The 18,424-nt window shown below is 69.9% G+C and carries 8 protein-coding genes and 1 pseudogene; 4 read left to right on the top strand and 5 right to left on the bottom strand.

Features of this window, described 5'->3' with window-relative positions; genetic code table 11:
• Positions 1-15: 15 nt before the first annotated feature.
• Entirely contained in the window at positions 16-828 is an 813-nt protein-coding gene (locus ASD35_RS17835; RefSeq protein WP_056876311.1) for a ThuA domain-containing protein, read from the bottom strand.
• A gap of 258 nt (positions 829-1,086) precedes the next feature.
• Here ASD35_RS17835 and ASD35_RS27830 point away from each other — a divergent pair, with 258 nt between their 5' ends.
• From ASD35_RS27830 to ASD35_RS17855, 4 genes are all read left to right on the top strand, one after another.
• Positions 1,087-1,836: a PEP-CTERM sorting domain-containing protein gene (locus ASD35_RS27830; RefSeq protein WP_235538385.1), complete on the top strand. Its 750-nt coding sequence runs from the start codon at positions 1,087-1,089 to the stop codon at positions 1,834-1,836.
• A 145-nt stretch (positions 1,837-1,981) separates the two neighbouring features.
• Positions 1,982-4,822: a beta-galactosidase GalA gene (gene galA / locus ASD35_RS17845; protein WP_056876313.1), complete on the top strand. Its 2,841-nt coding sequence runs from the start codon at positions 1,982-1,984 to the stop codon at positions 4,820-4,822.
• Positions 4,822-7,512, top strand: a complete 2,691-nt coding sequence (locus ASD35_RS17850; protein WP_162254488.1) for a polysaccharide deacetylase family protein — start codon at positions 4,822-4,824, stop codon at positions 7,510-7,512. Before galA (ASD35_RS17845) ends, ASD35_RS17850 begins: the two co-directional genes overlap by 1 nt.
• A gap of 11 nt (positions 7,513-7,523) precedes the next feature.
• A complete protein-coding gene (locus tag ASD35_RS17855; protein ID WP_082580254.1) occupies positions 7,524-9,314 on the top strand; it encodes a glycoside hydrolase family 9 protein in 1,791 nt (596 codons plus the stop codon).
• 101 nt (positions 9,315-9,415) lie between these two features.
• Here the strand turns inward: ASD35_RS17855 and ASD35_RS17860 are convergent, their stop codons facing one another.
• The 4 genes and pseudogenes from ASD35_RS17860 to ASD35_RS17875 form a co-directional block, all read right to left on the bottom strand.
• Entirely contained in the window at positions 9,416-13,759 is a 4,344-nt protein-coding gene (locus tag ASD35_RS17860; RefSeq protein WP_056876315.1) for an Ig-like domain-containing protein, read from the bottom strand.
• Positions 13,760-13,786: 27 nt separating this feature from the next.
• Positions 13,787-16,645, bottom strand: coding sequence for a beta-galactosidase GalA (gene galA, locus ASD35_RS17865; RefSeq protein WP_056876316.1), 2,859 nt, complete (start codon positions 16,643-16,645; stop codon positions 13,787-13,789).
• Positions 16,646-16,756: 111 nt separating this feature from the next.
• Entirely contained in the window at positions 16,757-18,106 is a 1,350-nt protein-coding gene (locus tag ASD35_RS17870) for a hypothetical protein (RefSeq protein WP_157275634.1), read from the bottom strand.
• Positions 18,103-18,424 (bottom strand): annotated as a pseudogene (locus ASD35_RS17875) (hypothetical protein); the annotation flags it as partial. The gene ASD35_RS17870 and the pseudogene ASD35_RS17875, both read right to left, overlap by 4 nt.

The following is an 18,424-nucleotide window of genomic DNA, read 5'->3' on the forward strand; positions in this document are numbered from 1 at the left end:
GCGGCCTCGGGCCGGTCAAGGCCTGACCGGGGGCTTGGGATTGAGCTTCAACGCCCATTCGATGCCGCCCAGCACGTGCTGCTGGAACGCTGGCAGTTGCCACACCGCCTCGTTGTGGCCCAGTGCCGTGTAGAACACCCGACCCTGGCCCTCCTCGCGAGACCATGAGAGCGGGAAGTTGCCGGGCGCGCCCGTGTTGGGATGACGGTCCAGCACGAGCAACTCATGCACGCGGTCCGGCCGGTAGTTCTTGAAGACGTAGATCTCCTCCAGCTCGCCATCGAGGTTCCAGGTGGACGGCAGATGGCGATTCGCCGAGTGCGAAGCATCCCGGTTCAACGCCTTGATGCGGACCTGCTCGCGGTGATAGTCGAATTCGCCGCCCAGCAGGTCGAGGTAGGGACGGTAGGCGTGGAACGTGTCGGAGGCGCTGTGGATGCCGATGAAGGCGCCGCCGTCCCTGACCCACTGGATGAATGCGGCCTTGTCGGGCAGCGGCAGCTCGCCCGTGGTGCTGGCGAAGACGATGCCGTCGTAGCGCTTCAGAGCTGCGGCGTTCATCTTGCCTTCCAGCATGGCGTGGACCTTTTGCCTGTAGGCATCCGACCCAGCGTCGCCCGCGGGCGTCACGGCAGCCAGCTCGACCTCATAGGAACCGGAGGTCTCGCCCAGCGACGTCAGCACGCGTTCGGCCGTCTCGATGGAAGCGTGCCGGAAACCCAGCGTCGTCGTGACGACGAGCAGCTTCTTGGGCGGAGCGGCCGTCACGTCGCCAACGATCCCGCAGGCCATCGTGGCCAGGCAGGTGAGCCACAGAAAGCACTTCATCTGTCGAGTCTCCGCAAAGAACTGGTCTGGCCAATGCTAATTTGTTCGGCTGACCAATCAATGCATGAATGCAGACAGGAGCGCTATGGATCTGCGCCTCCCTGTTCTGTTTGGCCTGGATAGGTGTTTTTCCCGGTAAGACCAAAACTTTATCGTGCGAAACTGGTATTACCAATAACAACAAGGGCGTGCGGAGCTTGCGGTTCTCCTCGACGCGCCGAGCAGGGCCTGATAACCATTCAACCATAGACAAACATGATGACGACATTCAAATTCGCACTTGGCGCGGCCCTGATCGCCGCTTCGCAACTGGCCGCGGCCGATGTGGCGGAGGTCAAGGTATCGGACGTGACACTGTCCGTCGCCGGTGGGTGGTACTACATGCCCGTCGAGGTGGAATGGAGAAGCCTTACCGCCGGCACCAGCGTCGGCCTGCAGAACCCCAGCTTCCTCGACAGCATGACGGCTTGGCACGGCCGGGTGGCTGGCTCTTCCGTGACCGATGGTGCTTCGTCTGCAATGGCTTCGTTGACCGCCAGAACCGCCGGCGAGCATCTCGAAGGCGTCACCGCACAGGCCAAGGTTGACGTGAGCGGTGGCCAGGCGGGCTGGTCGTTCGCCAACGTCCTCGACAACCAGATCCTGGTGGCGGTCGGCGCGACCATCACCTTCAGCGTGAAGGTGGACAGCCTGCTGGCCAGCGGCGGGATGTCGCAAGGCAACGCCTACATCGAGCTGTGCAGCACCGACTTCACGACGGACACCTGCCTGCCCGGGAACTACGCCGAAGCCGTCGTCTTCGGCGACTCGCCCTACAGCGGCCCCTCCATCCTGACGGCCAGCTGGACCAACCCCAGCGCCACAGAAAACACCTGGGCCAAGGTGCGCATCGGCCTGAGCGCCTCTGCGGATTCGGTGAGCGCGGTTCCCGAGCCCGCGACCTACGCGCTGTGGCTGGGAGGGCTCGCCGCCGTCGGCGCCATCGCGCGCCGCCGCCGCCGCGACTGACCCGCTCCAACAGGTCAAGCCGCCAGCGCCAAAGCGCCGGCGGCTTTTGCCTTTTGTGCCGCCGCTTGCGAGTCCGCCAGCCCACGAATCGCCCACCCGCCCGTTTGCGGTTCAATCCGCAGCTCACCTCGACAGGAAGTCCCGCATGCTCCGCGCTTCGTCCCTCTTCAACTGGCTGGTCGCCGCATGCCTGGCGGTGCTGATGCTCGGCACGCAAGCCGCCCAGGCCGCCGGCCATGAACGCCTGTCGCTGGACGCCGGCTGGCTCTTCCACCGCGGCGACGTGCCCATGCCTCCGATCAAGGGCCATGGCATGAGCTATCACAACGGCAAGGCCAACAACGGTTGGGGCGCTGCCGCCGCGGACTTCGACGACTCCGCCTGGCGCCGCCTGGACCTGCCGCACGACTGGGCCGTCGAGAGCCCGTTCGACCGCAACGAGAACGTCTCGCAGGGCTACCGCGCCCGCGGCATCGCCTGGTACCGCCGCTACGTGCAGCTGCCCGAGGCCGACCGGGGCCGCCACATCGAGCTGCAGTTCGACGCCATCGCCACTCACAGCACCGTCTGGGTCAACGGCATCGTCGTCGACCGCAACTGGTCGGGCTACAACGGCCGCAGCATCGACATCACGCCCTACGTGCGCTACGGCGCCGACGTCAACACCATCGCCGTGCGCGTCGACGCCGACGCCCAGGAGGGTTGGTGGTACGAGGGTGCCGGCATCTACCGCCACAGCTGGCTGGTCAAGCGCGACGCGCTGCACATCGCCACCGACGGCCTGCATGCCAACCCGGTCAAGCAGGGCGGGCGCTGGACCATCCCGGTGGAAGTGACGCTGCAGAGCAGCGCCAAGGGCACGCGCGAAGGCGTCGTCGACGTGGTCGTGACCGACCCGGCCGGCCGCGAGGTGGCCAAGGGCAGCGCGCGCGCGCGCGTCGGCGCGCTGGACTCGGCCGTCGCCCGCATGAAGCTGGACGTGCGCGATCCCAAGCTGTGGTCGCTGGCCCGGCCCAACGTCTACCGCGTGCGCGCCGTGCTGCGCGAGGGCGGCAAAGAGCTCGACCGCACCGAGGTGCAGACGGGCTTTCGCACCATCCGCTTCGACGCCGACCGCGGCTTCTTCCTCAACGACGAGTCCGTCAAGCTGCAGGGCGTCTGCATCCACCAGGACCATGCCGGCGTCGGCGTCGCCGTGCCCGAGTCCATCTGGGAGTTCCGCCTGCGCCGCCTCAAGGAGATGGGCACCAACGCGATCCGCTTCGCGCACAACGCGCCGGCCGCCGAGGTGCTGGACATGGCCGACCGCATGGGCATCCTGGTGATGGACGAGAACCGCAACTTCAACCCCTCGCCCGACTACATGAAGCAGCTGACCTGGCTGGTGCGGCGCGACCGCAACCACCCCAGCATCATCCTGTGGTCCATCTTCAACGAGGAGCCGCTGCAGAGCACCGAGGCCGGCTACGAGATGTCGCGCCGCATGGTGGCCGAGATCAGGAAGCTGGACACGACGCGGCCGGTGACGGGCGCCATGCACGGCGGGCTCACCACCGACCTCAATGCCGCGGACGCCATCGACGTCGTCGGCCTGAACTACCAGATCTGGATCTACGACGACTATCACAAGAAGCACCCCAAGCGCCCGCTGACGAGCACCGAGGACACCTCGGCCTTCATGACCCGCGGCGAGTACATCAGCGACAAGGCCAAGCAGGTGTTCGGCAGCTACGACGACGAGCCCTCCTCCTGGGGCAACACGCACCGCCAGGCGTGGAAGGCCATCGGCCAGCGCCCCTTCATCGCCGGCAGCTTCATCTGGACCGGCATCGACTACCGCGGCGAGCCCACGCCCTACCAATGGCCCAGCGCCGGCTCCTTCTTCGGCGCGATGGACCTGGCCGGCTTCGCCAAGGGCGCGTTCTGGATCCACCAGGCGCAATGGGTCAAGGTAGAGGACCGGCCGGTCGTCAAGCTGCAGCCGCACTGGAACTGGGCCGGCCAGGAGGGCAAGAGCATCCGCGTGATGGTGACGAGCAACGCCGAGCGCGTGCGCGTGGTGCTCAACGGCAAGGACGTCGGCGAGCAGGCCGTCGACCCCTACGAGATGAACTTCTTCCAGGTGCCCTACGCGCCCGGCCGCATCGAGGCCGTGGCGTTGAAAGGCGGCAGGGAAGTGGCGCGCGACGTCGTCGAAACCACCGGCGCCCCGGTACGCCTGGTGCTGACGCCCGACCGCAAGGCGCTGGCCGGTGACGGCCTGGACGCCGTGCCCATCACCGTCAGCGCCGTCGACGCGCAAGGCCGGTCGGTGCCGCTCGCGCAGAACAAGGTCGGCTTCGCGCTGGAGGGCCAGGGCGCCATCATCGGCGTCGGCAACGGCGACCCCAACTCCCACGAGCCGGACAAGGCCAGCGAGCGCAGCCTGTTCAATGGCCTGGCGCAGGTCATCGTGCAGAGCCGTCGCGAGGGCCGCGGCACGCTCAAGCTGCGCGCCAGCGCCGACGGCCTGCAGGCCGCCGAGGTCGAGCTGGCCCTGAACGCCGTCGCCGCCCCGCCCCAGGTGCCGACGGCCGAGCCGACGACGCCGCTGCTCAGCTGGCGCGTCTCGCCGGCCACGGCCGCGCGCCCCGACCCCAACGTCGTGCTGGCCGAGACCGACATGAACTCCTGGGGCTGGGACGAGCCGCCCATGCGCCGCGGCCCCGAGGCCGGTGCCTTCCGCCTCTACCGCAGCAGCGTCAACGTGCGCGACGACCGCAACGACGGCCGCGCCCAGCTGACCTTCGGCACCCTCGCCGGCAAGGCCGAGGTCTGGGTCGACGGCGCCAAGCTCGGCGAGAAGACCAGCGCCGAGCCGGCACCCTTTGCCGTGACCCTGCCCAAGGGCGGACCGCGGCGCGAAGTCACCATCCTCGTCGAGGCTGCGGCTGGGCAGCCCTCGGGCCTGTGGGGCCGGGTCGTGCTGGAACGTGGAGCCCGATGATGCTTCGTCCCCTGCTCGCCCTGCTGGGCCTTCTCGTCGCGCTGCAGGCCCAGGCCGCGCGCACCACCACGCCGCTGGATGCCGCCTGGCGCTTCCAGCGCGCCGACGTGGCAGGTGCCGAGGCCCCCGGCTTCGACGACGCCGCCTGGACGGCCATCACCCTGCCCCACACCTACAACGGCGTCGACGGCGAGACCGGCGGCACGCCCTACCGCGGCCCGGCCTGGTACCGGCGCACGCTGGACATCCCGGCCGGCGCCGGCACCCGCCGTTTCCTCGAGTTCGACGGCGCCACGCTGGCGGCCGACGTCTGGGTCAACGGCCGCCATGCCGGCCGGCATGAAGGCGGCTTCGCACGCTTCCGCTTCGACATCACGCCGCTGCTGCAGCCCGGCCGCAACCTGCTGGCGGTGCGGGTGGACAACACCCGGCTGCCGCATGTCGCGCCGCTGGGCGGCGACTTCACCGTCTTCGGCGGCCTCGTCCGGCCGGTAGGCCTGGTCGAGACCCCGGACACCCACATCGAGCTGATGGACCATGGCGGCCCCGGCGTGCGCGTGGACATCGAGACGCTCGACACCACCCGCGCACGGCTGAAGGTGCAGGTGCAGCTGCGCAACGACGGCAGCCGGCCCGCCGGGCGCGAGCTGCGCCTGACGCTGCGCGATGCGCAGGGCCGCAGCGTCGCGCAGCAGACCCGGCGCCTGAGCCTGCCGGCGGGCGGCACCGACGCGGTCACCGCCATCGTGAACGTGCCCCAGCCGCACCTGTGGCAGGGCGTGAAAGATCCCTACCTCTACCGCCTCAGCGCCGAGCTGCTGGACGGCCGTGACGTGGCCGACACCGTGCAACTGCCCGTCGGCCTGCGCCAGTTCGGCGTGGACCCGCAACGCGGTTTCCTGCTCAATGGCAAGCCCTACCCGCTGCATGGCGTCAACTACTTCCACGCCGGCCGCCCCGGCCGCGGCGTGGCCATCGGCAAGCCCGAGATCGACGAGGACTTGCGCATCCTGATGGACATGGGCCTCACCGGCCTGCGCCTGGTGCACTACCAGCACCCCGCCTACACCTACGAGCGCGCCGACGAGCTGGGCCTGGTGCTGTGGACCGAGATCCCGCTGAACTCGGCGATGGAGGAAACGCCTGCCTTCCGCGACAACCTCTACAGCCAGCTGCGCGAGCTGGTGCGGCAGAACCACCACCACGCGTCGGTCGCCGTCTGGGGCATCGGCAACGAGGTCTATCGCAGCGACGAACCCATCCGCGCGCTGCTGGCCGACCTGCATGCGCTGGCCAAGCGGGAAGACGCCTCGCGCCTGACCAGCTACGCGCACTGCTGCGCGCCGGACGACCACCCGATGGCGTTGCAGACCGACCTGGCCTCGTACAACCGCTACTGGGGCTGGTACGACGGCCAGTTCAAGGACATCGGCCCCTGGGCCGACAAGCTGCATGCCAAGCTGCCGGCCAAGCCGATCGGCTTGGGCGAGTACGGCGCGGGCGCCAGCGCCATCCAGCAGGAAGACCCGCCGCGCCGCCCCGAGCCCGGCGGCCGCTGGCACCCCGAGCAGTACCAGGCGCTGTTCCACGAGACCTATGCGGCAGAGATCGCCAAGCGGCCCTTCATGTGGGGCACGTTCATCTGGCTGGGCTTCGACCACGCCGCCGCCAACCGCCACGAGGGCGACACCACCGGCCGCAACGACAAGGGCCTGGTGACCTACGACCGCAGCAAGCTCAAGGACGCCTACCACCTGATGCGCGCCTGGTGGCAAAGCAAGCCGGTGCTGCACATCGCCAACAAGCGCCTGAGCACGCGGCCCGCCGGCACGCTGGCGATCAAGGCCTACAGCAATGCCGCCAAGGCCACCCTCGAAGTCAATGGCAAGGTCATCGGCACGGTGGACGTGGTCGACCGCGTCGCCGTCTGGCCGGCAGTGACGCTGGCCGCCGGCCCCGCCACGCTGCAGGTGCGTGACGACCGCGGCAGCATCGACCGCGTCGACTGGCAGGTCGAGGGCTGCGCCGCCGACGCGCTGGGCACGCAGCGCGTGCTGCAGCTGCCGCGCGAAGGCGCCGCCTACGGCTCACCGCACGCGCGGCTGCCGCTCGCCGCCAACGAAGTGGTGCTGACCTTCGACGACGGCCCGAAACCCGGCGTCACCGAGCGCGTGCTGCAGGCGCTGAAGGCCGAATGCGCCAAGGCCACCTTCTTCATGAACGGCGAGCCCATGCTGCAGAACCCGGCGCTGGCCCAGCGCGTGCGCGCCGAAGGCCACACCGTCGCGATGCACGGCCACAAGCACCTCGCCTTCGGCCAGTTGCCCGCCAAGGACCAGCTGGCCGATCTCGAAGCCATGCAAAAGGCCTACCGCCACGTGATCGGCGGCGACGCCGCGGCCTGGCGCTTCCCTTTTCTGGCGGAGACGCCGGACCTGCGCGACGCGCTGCGCAAGCAGAACGTCACCGTGATGTCGGTCGACACCGGCGTGGAGGACTGGGTGCAGGGCCAAAGCCCCGAGGTGCTGGCCGAACGCCTGGTGAAGGGCCTGCGCGAGAAGGGCGGCGGCGTCGTGCTGCTGCACGACGTGCATGACCAAACCGCCGCGGCGCTGCCGCTGATGCTGCGCCGCCTGAAGCAAGACGGCTGGCGCCTTGTCCACCTGCAATGGGCCGAACCCACCCGCTGATCCCTCTTCCCATGTCCATTCACCCGTTGAACCGCTCCCTCGCCCGCAACGCCGCGCGTTTCGCACTGCTGCCCCTGGTGTTGGCGCTGCAGGCCTGCAGCCAGGCGCCGCTGGCCACCCAGGCCGCGCAGCCCGCCGCGGCCGTCGCGCCCGCCACCGCCGCCATCCAGCTCAACCAGGTCGGCTACCTGCCAGCCGGCAGCAAATGGGCCGCGCTGCCCGACGTGGCGGCGGACAGCTTCGCCGTGCTGGACGCCGCCACCGGCCGCGAGGTCTGGCGCGGCCCGCTCGGCCCGGCGCGGCGCTGGGAACCGGCGCAGGAGGCGGTGCGGCTGGCCGACTTCTCGGCCTGGCGCCAGCCCGGGCGCTACCGGCTGCAGGTCCAGGGCCTGCAGCCCTCCGCACCGTTCGACATCGCCCCGAACGCCTATGTGGCGCTGAACGCCGCGGCGTTGAAGTTCTTCTACCTCAACCGCGCCGGCATGGCGCTGGACACGGCGCACGCCGGCACCTGGGCGCGGCCCGCCGGCCACCCGGACGACCGCGTGCTGGTGCACGCCTCGGCCGCCGGCCCCGGCCGGCCCGAAGGCACGGTGATCTCCGCGCCCAAGGGCTGGTACGACGCCGGCGACTACAACAAGTACATCGTCAACTCCGGCATCACCGTCTACACGCTGCTGGCCGCCTACGAGCATTTCCCCGGCTTCTTCAAGGCGCAGCAGCTCAACATCCCCGAGAGCGGCAACGGCTTGCCCGACATCCTGAACGAGGCGCTGTGGAACCTTGAGTGGATGCTGGACATGCAGGACCCCGCGGACGGCGGCGTCTATCACAAGCTGACGGACAAGGGCTTCGACGGCGTCGTCATGCCGCATGCCGCCCGGCATGACCGTTATGTGGTCATGAAGACGACGGCCGCCACGCTGGACTTCGCCGCGGCCATGGCCCAGGCCAGCCGCGTGTTCGCGGCCTTCGAGGCGCAGCGGCCGGGCCTGTCGGCACGCATGCTGGCCGCCTCCCGCCGCGCCTGGGACTGGGCGCGCGCCCACCCGAACGCCATCTACCGCCAGCCGGCCGACATCCACACCGGCGGCTATGACGACGCCAAGCTGGACGACGAGTTCAGCTGGGCCGCCGCCGAGCTCTACATCACGACGCGCGACGACCGCTTCTGGCAGGCCATGCAGCCGCCGGCGGCGAAGCTGGAAGTGCCCGGCTGGGCGACCGTCGAGGCGCTGGCCTGGGTCAGCCTCGCGCAACACCGTGCGGCCCTCACGCCCAAGGCCGACCGCGCGCTGATCGAGAGCCGCATCCTCGCGATGGCCAGCGACATCGCCACGCGCTGGGAGAGCTCGCCCTACCGCGTCGGCATGCAGACGCAGGACTTCATCTGGGGCAGCAATGCCGTCGCGCTGAACCAGGCGGTGATGCTGATCCAGGGCTATCGCATCGGCGGCGACCGCCGCATGCTGGACGCAGCCCAGGCGGCGCTGGACTTTGTGCTCGGCCGCCACCCGACCGGCTACGCCATGGTCACCGGCTTCGGCACGCGCTCCCCGCTGCATCCGCACCACCGCCCCTCGGGCGCGATGCCGCAGCTGCCACCGGTGCCCGGCATGATCGTCGGCGGTCCGCACCCGGGCCGTGGCGACGACTGCAAGGCGCCCTACCCCTCGCAGGCACCGGCCAAGGCCTTCCTCGACGACTTCTGCAGCTACACCACCAACGAGATCGCGATCAACTGGAACGCGCCGCTGGTGTACGTCTCCGCGGCACTGAGTGCGCTGACACCGGCGCCTTGATCCGACCGGCCCGCGCAGCGAGTGCACGGGCCGTCGGCGCCTGCCGATTGAAAACGCTGCGCCGCGGATGCCGATGACGGCGCGGTTGACGCCCTGGTTCGTCAGCGTTTCCGTTCGTCCGCGCTGCTCGCGTCGATCGAGCGGAGGAACTCGACCAGCGCGCTGCGGTCTGCGGCGGACAGCGGCTGCGTGCCGCCATGCCCCGTCGTGAACACCTCCTGCAGCGTGGCCGCCTGGCCGTTGTGGAAGAAGGATGGCGCGGCCCACAGCCCGTACAGCGGCGGCGTGTGAAAGCCGACACCGGCGAGCGCCTGCTTGATGCCCTTGCCCGACGATGGCTGGACCGTGCCGACGTCGTGGCGCAGTCCGTCGCGCAGCGTGGCCCCGGCGTGGCAGGTCGCGCACTGCATGGCGCCAAACACCTGCTGCCCGCGCAGGGCCTCCACGGTCAGCGTGCCGTCGGCCTGGCGCGCCGGGCTGCGCCCGCGGTGCGACAGCGAGGTCATGTAGGCAGCCAGGTCGTCGAGGTCACGGCTGCGTCCCACCTTGGGTGCACCGAGCGGGTCTGCCGTGGCGAAGAAGTCGCGGTCGCTCAGGAAGCCCGTGCCGCCGAAGGCACCGCGGATGTCGTTCTCGAAGTCCTGCAGCTCGTCGAAGTTCGCGGTCCAGTGCGCATGGCCCTGGCCGGGGTTCTGGCGGCTGCGCAGGTTGATGGTGCGGCGCAGGCCTTCGCCGCGCTGCGTGAAGTCCCACACCATGCCGTCGTCGCCGCCATCGGCGTGGCAGCTCGCGCAGGACATGTAGTTGTCGCGGCTCATGCGCCGGTCGGCGGCGTTGTAGAAGACCCGCTTGCCGCGCAGCACGGCTGGCGCCAGCGTCTCGGCGGCCACCGCCGCCACGGTCGCGAGCGGCCGGGCGGAGAAGGACTCCGCCGACAGCACCGGCGCGATGTCGTACACGCCGACCGAGCGCCCCAGGAAGTTGTTGACGTACAGGCGCTGGCGGCGCTCGTCGACATACAGGCCGTGCGGCGCGCGATCGGTCTCGATCTCGCCGCGCACCGAGCGGTTGTAGGCGTCGACGACGGCGATGCGGTTGCCCTCCATCTGCGCGACGAACAGGTAGTCGCCGTTGGGCGCATAGGCTGCGGCGCGGGCCGGCGCCCGGTCGTTGAAGTCGAGCTGCTCGGCGAACACCTCGGCGGCGTCGGGCACCAGCGCGAGCTGCGACACGATGGAGCGCACGGTCGTCTCGTGTGCCAGCGGCCGGCCATCGCGGAACACGCCGCCGACGATGTTGTCCTTCTTGGACGGCAGCGCGGCGCGCAGGCCGTCCGGCGAGATGACCACCTGGTGCAGGTAGTTGGGCACGCCGCGCGCGCGGTTCTCGGCGTCCACGGTCGTCGTGTCGACGCGCAGGGCGACCGTCTGGTACAGGGCCAGCTTCCCGTTCAGGCCGACACGGTGCACCTCGCCGCGGTCCATGCGCGAGCGAAAGCGCGTCACCAGCGCCTGGGATGAATCGGCGCTGACGGCGACGCCGCGCACGTCGCCGGCCAGCTTGAGGGACGCACGCGCTGCGCCGTTGGCTGGGTCGAAGCTCATCAGCGTGCTGCTGCCCTCCAGCGTGACCAGGCCCATGCGCTGGTCCGGCGTGAAGACGACGCCATGCGGCGCGCTGCCATAGGGCAGTTGGACGGCGGCGGAGACACTGCCGTCTTGCGCGTTCAGCGCGACGAGCTTGTCCTCGCCCTGCACTGTGACCCACACGCGGCCGTCGGGCCCGATGGCCAGCGTGCGCGGCTCATCGCCGACGCGGGCCTCCCAGGCCTTGGCCAGCGTGTCGGCAGCGATGGCGGTGACCGTGCCGCTGTCGGGGTTGACGCTGAAGACCTGCGTGGCGTTGCCGACGATGTTGCTGCTGTGCGTGGGCGCCTTGGCGGTGCGCGGGTTGACGACCGTGCGGTGCAGCGCATGGGTCTGCTCCGCGCCGTCGGCCGTGCGCACCGTCAGCACCACGTTGTAGTGGCCCGCCACCGTGAACCGGTGCGAGGCCGCCAGCGTGCGCGAGAGCGCGGTGCGCGGTGATCCGTCGCCGAAGTTCCAGCTGTACCGGGCCCCACTGCGCGCCAGCATGGTGGGGTTGAACTCGGCCCGGCCGCCGACCACGAGGGTCTCGCTGCCGACCGCCCCGGCGATGCGCACCGCGGCCTGGCGCCGCAGCGCTGCGGCCTCCGCGTCGCTGATCACGCGGTTGTAGACGCGCACGTCCGCCAGCCGACCGCGGAAGAAGTCGGCGCTGCCCTGGATCTGGCCCAGCATCTGCGGCTGAGCGGGCGGGGTCAGCTGACCCGCGGGCCCCTTGCCGCTGCGCTTGATGCCGTCGACCAGCAGGGTCAGCGCACCGCTGGCCGCGTCGCGCGTCAGCACGACGGCGTGCCACTGGCCGTCGTTGACCGCGCCGGCCGACGCAAGGCCTGGATGGGTGGAGGACGGCTCGCCGACCGACAGCCGCAGCCGGCCCTGATCGTCGATCCAGCCCCACCGCACGCCCGCCGGGCCGTGCCCGAAGATGCCGGGCGCCTGCACGGCGCTGGCGTGGCCGCGCTGGGTGGTCTTCATGTGGAAGCTGACCGTGGCGGTGCCGGCGGCCAGGTTGGCGCTGTCGGGCCGGGCCAGCAGCACGCCAGCGCTGCGGCCGGCAAAGTTCAGGCCGCCGTCGCGGAAGCTGTCGCTGGGCGTCGTCTGGCCATCGTTGCCGGCGACGATGTCCTGCAGGCCGCGCGCCAGAGGCCAGTGGTGGGCCAGGCCGGTGGTCGGCGCGGTGTCGATGCCGGCCTGCTGGCTGCGATCGCCGGTCGTGAACTGCGCACTGAAGGCGGCGGCGATGGCGTTGCCGGCGTAATCCTTCAGGCCACCGGCCGGCAGCAGCACTTCATAGGTCGTGTTCGGGGCCAGCGGCTCGGCAGGCGCGAAGTTGACGATGCCCAGCTGCACGCTGTAAGTGCCGGCGAGCGCAGCGCCGCCACGCGGGCGCACGATGAAGCTGGCGGCGTGGAGGCTCTCCGGCAGAATGTTGTCGGTCAGCCCGATGCCGATGCGCGAGGTCGTCGCCTGCTTGAGCGCGCCGGGCCGAGGTGAGACCTGGCGCACCTTGGGTGGCGTCGTGTCGGGCTTGCGGTCGTGCACGATGAAGCCGCTGCGCTGGCCGTGGTCGTTGCCGATATAGACCAGGTTGCCCATCGGGGTGACCTGGCCGTGGTCCGAGTGGCTGGCTTCGTCCGAGCCTTCGGGATAGAGGCCGGCCTTCGCGACGTGCCGGTGGTTGAGCGGGTCGCTGACGTCGACCTTGTGCATCCTCAACTGCGCGCCCTGGAAGACGAACTGGTCCTGCGTGCTGCAATAGAGCTGCTCGTCCATCAACAGCCGGTCGTCCTTGGGCACGAAGCGCGCCGGGTCGTCCAGGTCGTAGGAGAACATCCGCCCGTCATCGCCTCGGCCGCGAGCCGAACCGTAGATGTTGCGACCGTCGAAGCAGGTCGAATAGAAGAAGGGCACATTGCCGACGCTGTCCAGCAGCCGCGGGTTCAGCGGGTCGGAGATGTCCAGGCTCGCCAGCCCGGAGTAGGTGTCCATGGAACTCAGCACGAGGTGGTTGCCCATCGTGAAGATGGGCCCGACTCGGAAGCCACCGAGCTCGCCGGTGGGCACCGGGTTGGGCCGCCCGCCGCCGCGTTGCGCGAGCTGGGGATGGGCCGGGTTGCGTGCGTCGACGATGTACATGCCGTCCTCGGCCGACGCGACGTAGACGTACGGTGCCTGCCACCAGAGCTGCCAGGTGACCTTGGAGTAGTCGCCACCGTCGACCGTCGGCAGCGCGAGCTTGCTGACCTGGCGGATGTCGTTGACGTCGCTGAAGTCCCAGAACTCGATGCCCTTGGTGCTGGGCACGGCCAGGTACTGCCGGCCGTCGATGTTGGCCTGGCCGATGGCATGTGGCTCGCGGAACTGCGCGGTCCGCCCCTCGGGCTCGTAGATCTTCTTCACCAGCCTTGGGCTGCGGGGGTTGGAGACGTCGTAGACAAGAAAACCGCCGCTCGACTGCCCGCTGTCCGGCGCGAACATCACGACAAGGTAGCCGTTGAGCATCAAGGCAACGTTGGTGCCGTACTCCTGGCGGCCCGGATAGCGGAAGGGTATGTCGCCGTCGCCCGCGCCCGGTGCGGTCTCGGTCTTGATCACCGAGACCGGGTTGAAGAGCTCAGCCTCGGTGTAGCTGAGGTTGCCCAGGCCGGGGCCTTGCTTGGGTTCACCCGTGACCAGCGCAGCCAGCGAGGACAGCAGCGTCAGCGCACTGCCGCCGGTGATGGCGGCATGCGCCAGGAAGGCCGCGCCCAGGCTGAGCAGCGCAACTGCGGCGGTTCGGCATTTCGTCGCTTGTCTCATCGTTCTCATCGGCCGCTCAAGCGGCTCTTAAAAGGTGTCGACCGTCAGCGTCGCAGCCTGCAGGCCGTCGCCGGTGGCCCGCAGCGTCGCCTTGCCGGCGCTGCCGGTGGACTGCAGGATCACCTGCGCCTGCCCGTTGAACACGCTGCGCTGCCACGGCACGGCGGGTTGGGTGGTGCGCAGCGTGACCCAGCGCCGGCCGCCCTGTGCATCGTCGAACAGCTTGCGCGTGCCCTCGGCGGGCGTGGCGAAGACCAGGGTCAGCGTGTTGGTGTCCTTCAGCTGCGCGGGGTCGAGATCGATCACGCCCATGCCATCCTCGGACCGCGGCGTCACAGCCTTGCCGTTCACGTAGACCTGCAGGCCCGGTGCGAAGTCGCCCACGAACAGCGCCGCGCGTCCCACCGTGGCGGCCGGGCGGGCAAAGGTGGCGCGCACGACGTTCCAGGCGCCGTCGGCCGGCTGCTTCTCGGGCGGCAGCCAGGCGAAGGGGTCGCGCCAGCCGGCAGCCCCCGCATCGGCCATCAGCGCCGCCGCGTCTTCCTGCCTGGCCACGGCCTTGTGGCGCCAGTCGCCGGCGGCGGCGTAGCGGTGGAACTCGGCCGGCTTGTCGGCCTCATGCGAGCCGGGGTCGCCATTGCCCATGCCGATCAGGCGTGCCGGGCCCGAGACCTCGAAGCCGATGCGCTGGTTGGCGGTGGGCACGACGCGGCCTTCGCGGTCGACGACGCTGACCCGGACCACCGCCACGTCGCCCCCGTCGGCGCGGACGCGCGCGCGGTCCACCGTCAGCCGCACGGCGCTGCCGTCACCGGTGGTGGCCACGGTCTCCGATGCGACCAGCTGACCAGCCTTGTAGCCACGCGCCACCAGGCTGCCGGGTGCATAGGGCACGCTCCACTGCAGGTGGCCGTAGCGCGTCAGCGCCTTGCGGCCCAGCGAGTGGCCGTTCAGCAGCAGCTCCACCTCGTCGGTATTGGCGTAGACGCGCACGTCGATCGGCTGGCCTTCGCGGCCGGGCCAGTTCCAGTGCGGCAGCACGTGCACCATGGGCTCGGCGGTCCAGGCGGCCTTCAGGTAGTAGCCGCTGTCTTTCATCGCGCCGGTGGTGTCCATCATGCCGAACTGCGACGACACGGCGGGCCAGCCGAAGGGCGTGGTCTCGCCGCGATAGTCGAAGCCGGTCCAGAAGAACACGCCGGCAATGAACGGGCGCTCGGCGTTGTAGCGCCAGGCCTCCTCGATGGATGCCGTCGACGCGCCGCCGGAGCGCTTGTCGTAGGCAGCGATGTGCACGCGGGACGGGTCGTCGGCGTAGATGCCGCGCGTCGCGTAGGTCAGGCCTTCCTCGGTGACGACGATGCCGCGCTCGGGGAAGCGCTTGTGCATCGCATCGATGTCGTGCTGGGCTTTGTAGTTGAAGCCCAGCACGTCGGAGCCGACTGCCGTGCCCTCCGGGCCGCCGGAGCTGGAGGCGGCCAGCGTGACGGGCCGCGTCGGGTCCATGCGCTTGACGATGGCCTGCATCTCGCGGGCGAGGCGGGTGCCGATCTCGGTGTTCTCTATCGCCCATTCCTCGTTGCCGACCGACCACAGGACGATGGACGGGTGGTTGCGGTCGCGTCGCACCATGCGCGCCATCTCGTAGCGCAGCTGCGGCGCGGTGCCCATCATGCGGTGCTCGTCGATGACCAGGATCCCCAAGCGGTCGCAGGCGTCCAGCAGCTCGGGCGTGGCCGGGTGGTGGGCCGAGCGGATGGCGTTCACGCCCATGCCCTTGAGCATCTTCAGCCGCGCCTCGTGCATGGCGTCGGGCAGCGCCACGCCGATGCCGGCATGGTCCTGGTGGTTGTTGACGCCGTGCAGCTTGACGTGGCGGCCGTTGAGGAAGAAGCCCTTGTCGGGGTCGAAGCGCAGCGTGCGGATGCCGAACGGCGTGTCGTGACTGTCGACCACGCGGTCGCCCTGCTTCACGCGCGTCGTCAGCTTGTAGAGCTGGGGCGTCTCCAGCGACCACAGCTGCGGCGCCGGCACACGCAGCGTCGCGGCGACGTCGGTGCTGGCGTCCACGCCCACGCGGCGGGCCGGCACCGTAGCGCGCGCGACGACACGGCCCGCCGGGTCGCGCAGCTCATGCTCCAGAGTGAACGACTCGCCCGCCTTGCCGTCGTTGCGCACCGTCGTGTCGACGGCCACCTCGGCGCGGTTGCCGTTGACCGTGGCGCGCACGAACGTGCCCCAATGGTCGACGTGCAGCGGCTCGGCCTGCGTCAGCCAAACGTGACGGTAGATGCCGGCGCCCTCGTACCACCAGCCTTCCTGCGTCGTGGCGTCCACGCGCACGGCGACGACGTTGCGGCCGCCGTAGTTCAGGTAGTCGCTGATGTCGACGCGAAAGCTCGAATAGCCGCTGGCCTCGCGGTTCAGGTAGTGGCCGTTGACCCAGACCACACTGTCGCGGAAGACGCCATCGAACTCGAGCGCGATGCGCTTGCCCTGGGCGGACGCGGGGATGGCGAGTTCGCGCCGGTACCAGCCAACGCTGTTCTCCGGGAAGGCGCGGCCAATGGCCTTGGAGCCGTGCGTCGAACTGCCGCGGGCGTCAAAAGGCAGCTCCACCGCCCAATCGTGCGGCAGATCCAGGCGGCGCCAGGTGCGGTCTTCGAAGTCGGCCGCTGCAGGGCCGTCGCCGAAACCAGCCTTGGCAAAGAAGAAGGCCCGCGTGCTGTGGCCGTAGTCCTGCGCCGGGTCATGCGCATGGCCGAGCGCAAACCGCCAGCCGTCGTCGATGCGCGCGCGCTGGCGAGGGCTATCGGCCGCCGCGGGGCCCGCGACCATGGCCAGCACCAGCGCGAGGATCAAGCCGAAGAAAGAAGGTCTGGTCATGGAAGTTGTCTAGACAAGAGGCCTGCACCGATGCAGGCCGTGAATGATTCGTTCAGGGAAATCCTCGGCAGCTGCCACAGGCTGCCCTCGCATTTCCCGATCAAGTTCTGCTTAAAGACCCTGGGGCAGCACCCACTCGATGCCGATGCGACGCGTGGCCGTTCCGTCGCGCAATTGCGCCGGGTCCGGGGCAGCGGCGGGTGTGGCGGCGGCGCGTGCGAGGCTCGCCGCATCCAGTTCGCGCTCCAAGGCCAGAGCCGGCACCCCGCGAACGCCGGCCGCCGTGATCTCGCGGCGCTGCACGAAGCTGCGCACGATCTTGCCGGCGGCATCGAGGTCCTGTTCCACGACGACCGTGCCCGCAAGCTCGGCGCGGCGCGCGAACAGCGGAAAGCCGTTCGCGTCGGTGGCGCCCGGCCCGCTGCGTGGCACATCGGGCAGCAGATAGGCCTGCGAACGCACGGCCAGCGCGGTGCGCCAGGCTTGCAGCGCGCGCGGCGCCGTCATCCGTCGGCTGCGCACCTGCTCCTGGCTCCACCAGCGCAGCAGCTCGCAGCGCGATGCTGGGGATTGGCCGGCATAGGTCCAGCCCGCCGCCTGAAGCGCGTCGCGCACCTCGGGGGCAAGGCTGGACATGTCGCCCGGCGGCTTGGGCAACATGGCGGCGAGCTCGTCCTCGAACGCGCGGTCCGGTGAGGGCGGCACCTGCCGCGGCACCTGCCCCCATCGAGCCAGGCACTCCGCTTCGCCCTGCCACGCGGCGTGGCGCTGTGCCGCAGGCAAGGCTTCGATCAATTGCGCTACCTGAGCCGCAGGCCGAGACTGATCCAGCCCCTTGCAAATGCCAGGCGTCTTGAGTGCTTCGATCCAGATCGTGTCGCTGGCCTGCGGTGTCGTATCGGCCTGCCAGAGCGCCACTTCGTTGAGCACGCGATTACTCAATCGCTGCGCGGCCACCTCGGCGCGCAGCTCGCCCTTGCCCTGGGCGGTTTCCTCGTTCAGCCATGCTGCCCAGCCGGCCTGGGCGCGCTCACGTTGTTGACGCAGCACCTCCTCGGCCACACTGCGGTGCTCCGGAGAAAGCTTCAGGTCGGCAGGCAACTGGAACATGCCCGCCAGCAAGTCCACCGGCTGGCGCAGCAGCCCCGCATCGCGCTCCAAACGCTCACGGAGCTTTGCCCGCTGTTCGACCATCAAACGGCGCGCGGCTTCGTCACGCTGCTGGTCGATCAGCTCCTGCGCCATCTGCTTGTTTTTGGCCGCAGCAGCCGCCTTGTCTGGTTTTTCTCCTTCGGCCGTCACGCCGCCCACGCGACCGGGCTCCATGCCGGGAAAGGTGCCCTGAGCCAGCACCGCCGCCGGTGCATGCAGGAGCGCCGCCAACGCAACCAGCCGCAGAGAAAAATGCCGCCCGTAACCCGGCATCACGTCATTGCAACGTCCGACGCGTGATGCTTTCATGAACGCTCGCAATTCAGAGTTTTGCCTTCGCCCAACACCGCACTGCGGCGCCCATCGACCTCGATGCACCAGTCGCGCAGCGCGCCCTCGGTGACCTGGGCCGTGTACTGCCCACCCTGGCGGCTGACCGTGCCGCGTGCAGCCACCGTGCCGTCCATGCCCACGACCGTGAAGCCCGCGCTGGCCCCGTCGGCCAGCTCGAACACCCGCAGCACCGTGCCGCGGGCGTAGTCGTAGTCCGGCCGCTCGGTCTCCGCACCCCAGGCGATGACGCTGTTGGGTGCTGCGTACAGCGGCATGCTGAGGAAGCCATGCGTT

The organism is Pelomonas sp. Root1444 (assembly GCF_001426885.1).
Taxonomy (GTDB): domain Bacteria; phylum Pseudomonadota; class Gammaproteobacteria; order Burkholderiales; family Burkholderiaceae_C; genus Pelomonas.

Excerpts from the sequence above, each read along its gene's own strand:
- ASD35_RS17855 (WP_082580254.1), top strand. The coding sequence starts at position 7,524 with ATGTCCATTCACCCGTTGAACCGCTCCCTCGCCCGCAACGCCGCGCGT.
- ASD35_RS27830 (WP_235538385.1), top strand. The coding sequence starts at position 1,087 with ATGACGACATTCAAATTCGCACTTGGCGCGGCCCTGATCGCCGCTTCG.
- galA (WP_056876316.1), bottom strand. The coding sequence starts at position 16,645 with ATGACCAGACCTTCTTTCTTCGGCTTGATCCTCGCGCTGGTGCTGGCC.
- ASD35_RS17870 (WP_157275634.1), bottom strand. The coding sequence starts at position 18,106 with ATGAAAGCATCACGCGTCGGACGTTGCAATGACGTGATGCCGGGTTAC.
- galA (WP_056876313.1), top strand. The coding sequence starts at position 1,982 with ATGCTCCGCGCTTCGTCCCTCTTCAACTGGCTGGTCGCCGCATGCCTG.
- ASD35_RS17860 (WP_056876315.1), bottom strand. The coding sequence starts at position 13,759 with ATGAGACAAGCGACGAAATGCCGAACCGCCGCAGTTGCGCTGCTCAGC.
- ASD35_RS17835 (WP_056876311.1), bottom strand. The coding sequence starts at position 828 with ATGAAGTGCTTTCTGTGGCTCACCTGCCTGGCCACGATGGCCTGCGGG.
- ASD35_RS17850 (WP_162254488.1), top strand. The coding sequence starts at position 4,822 with ATGCTTCGTCCCCTGCTCGCCCTGCTGGGCCTTCTCGTCGCGCTGCAG.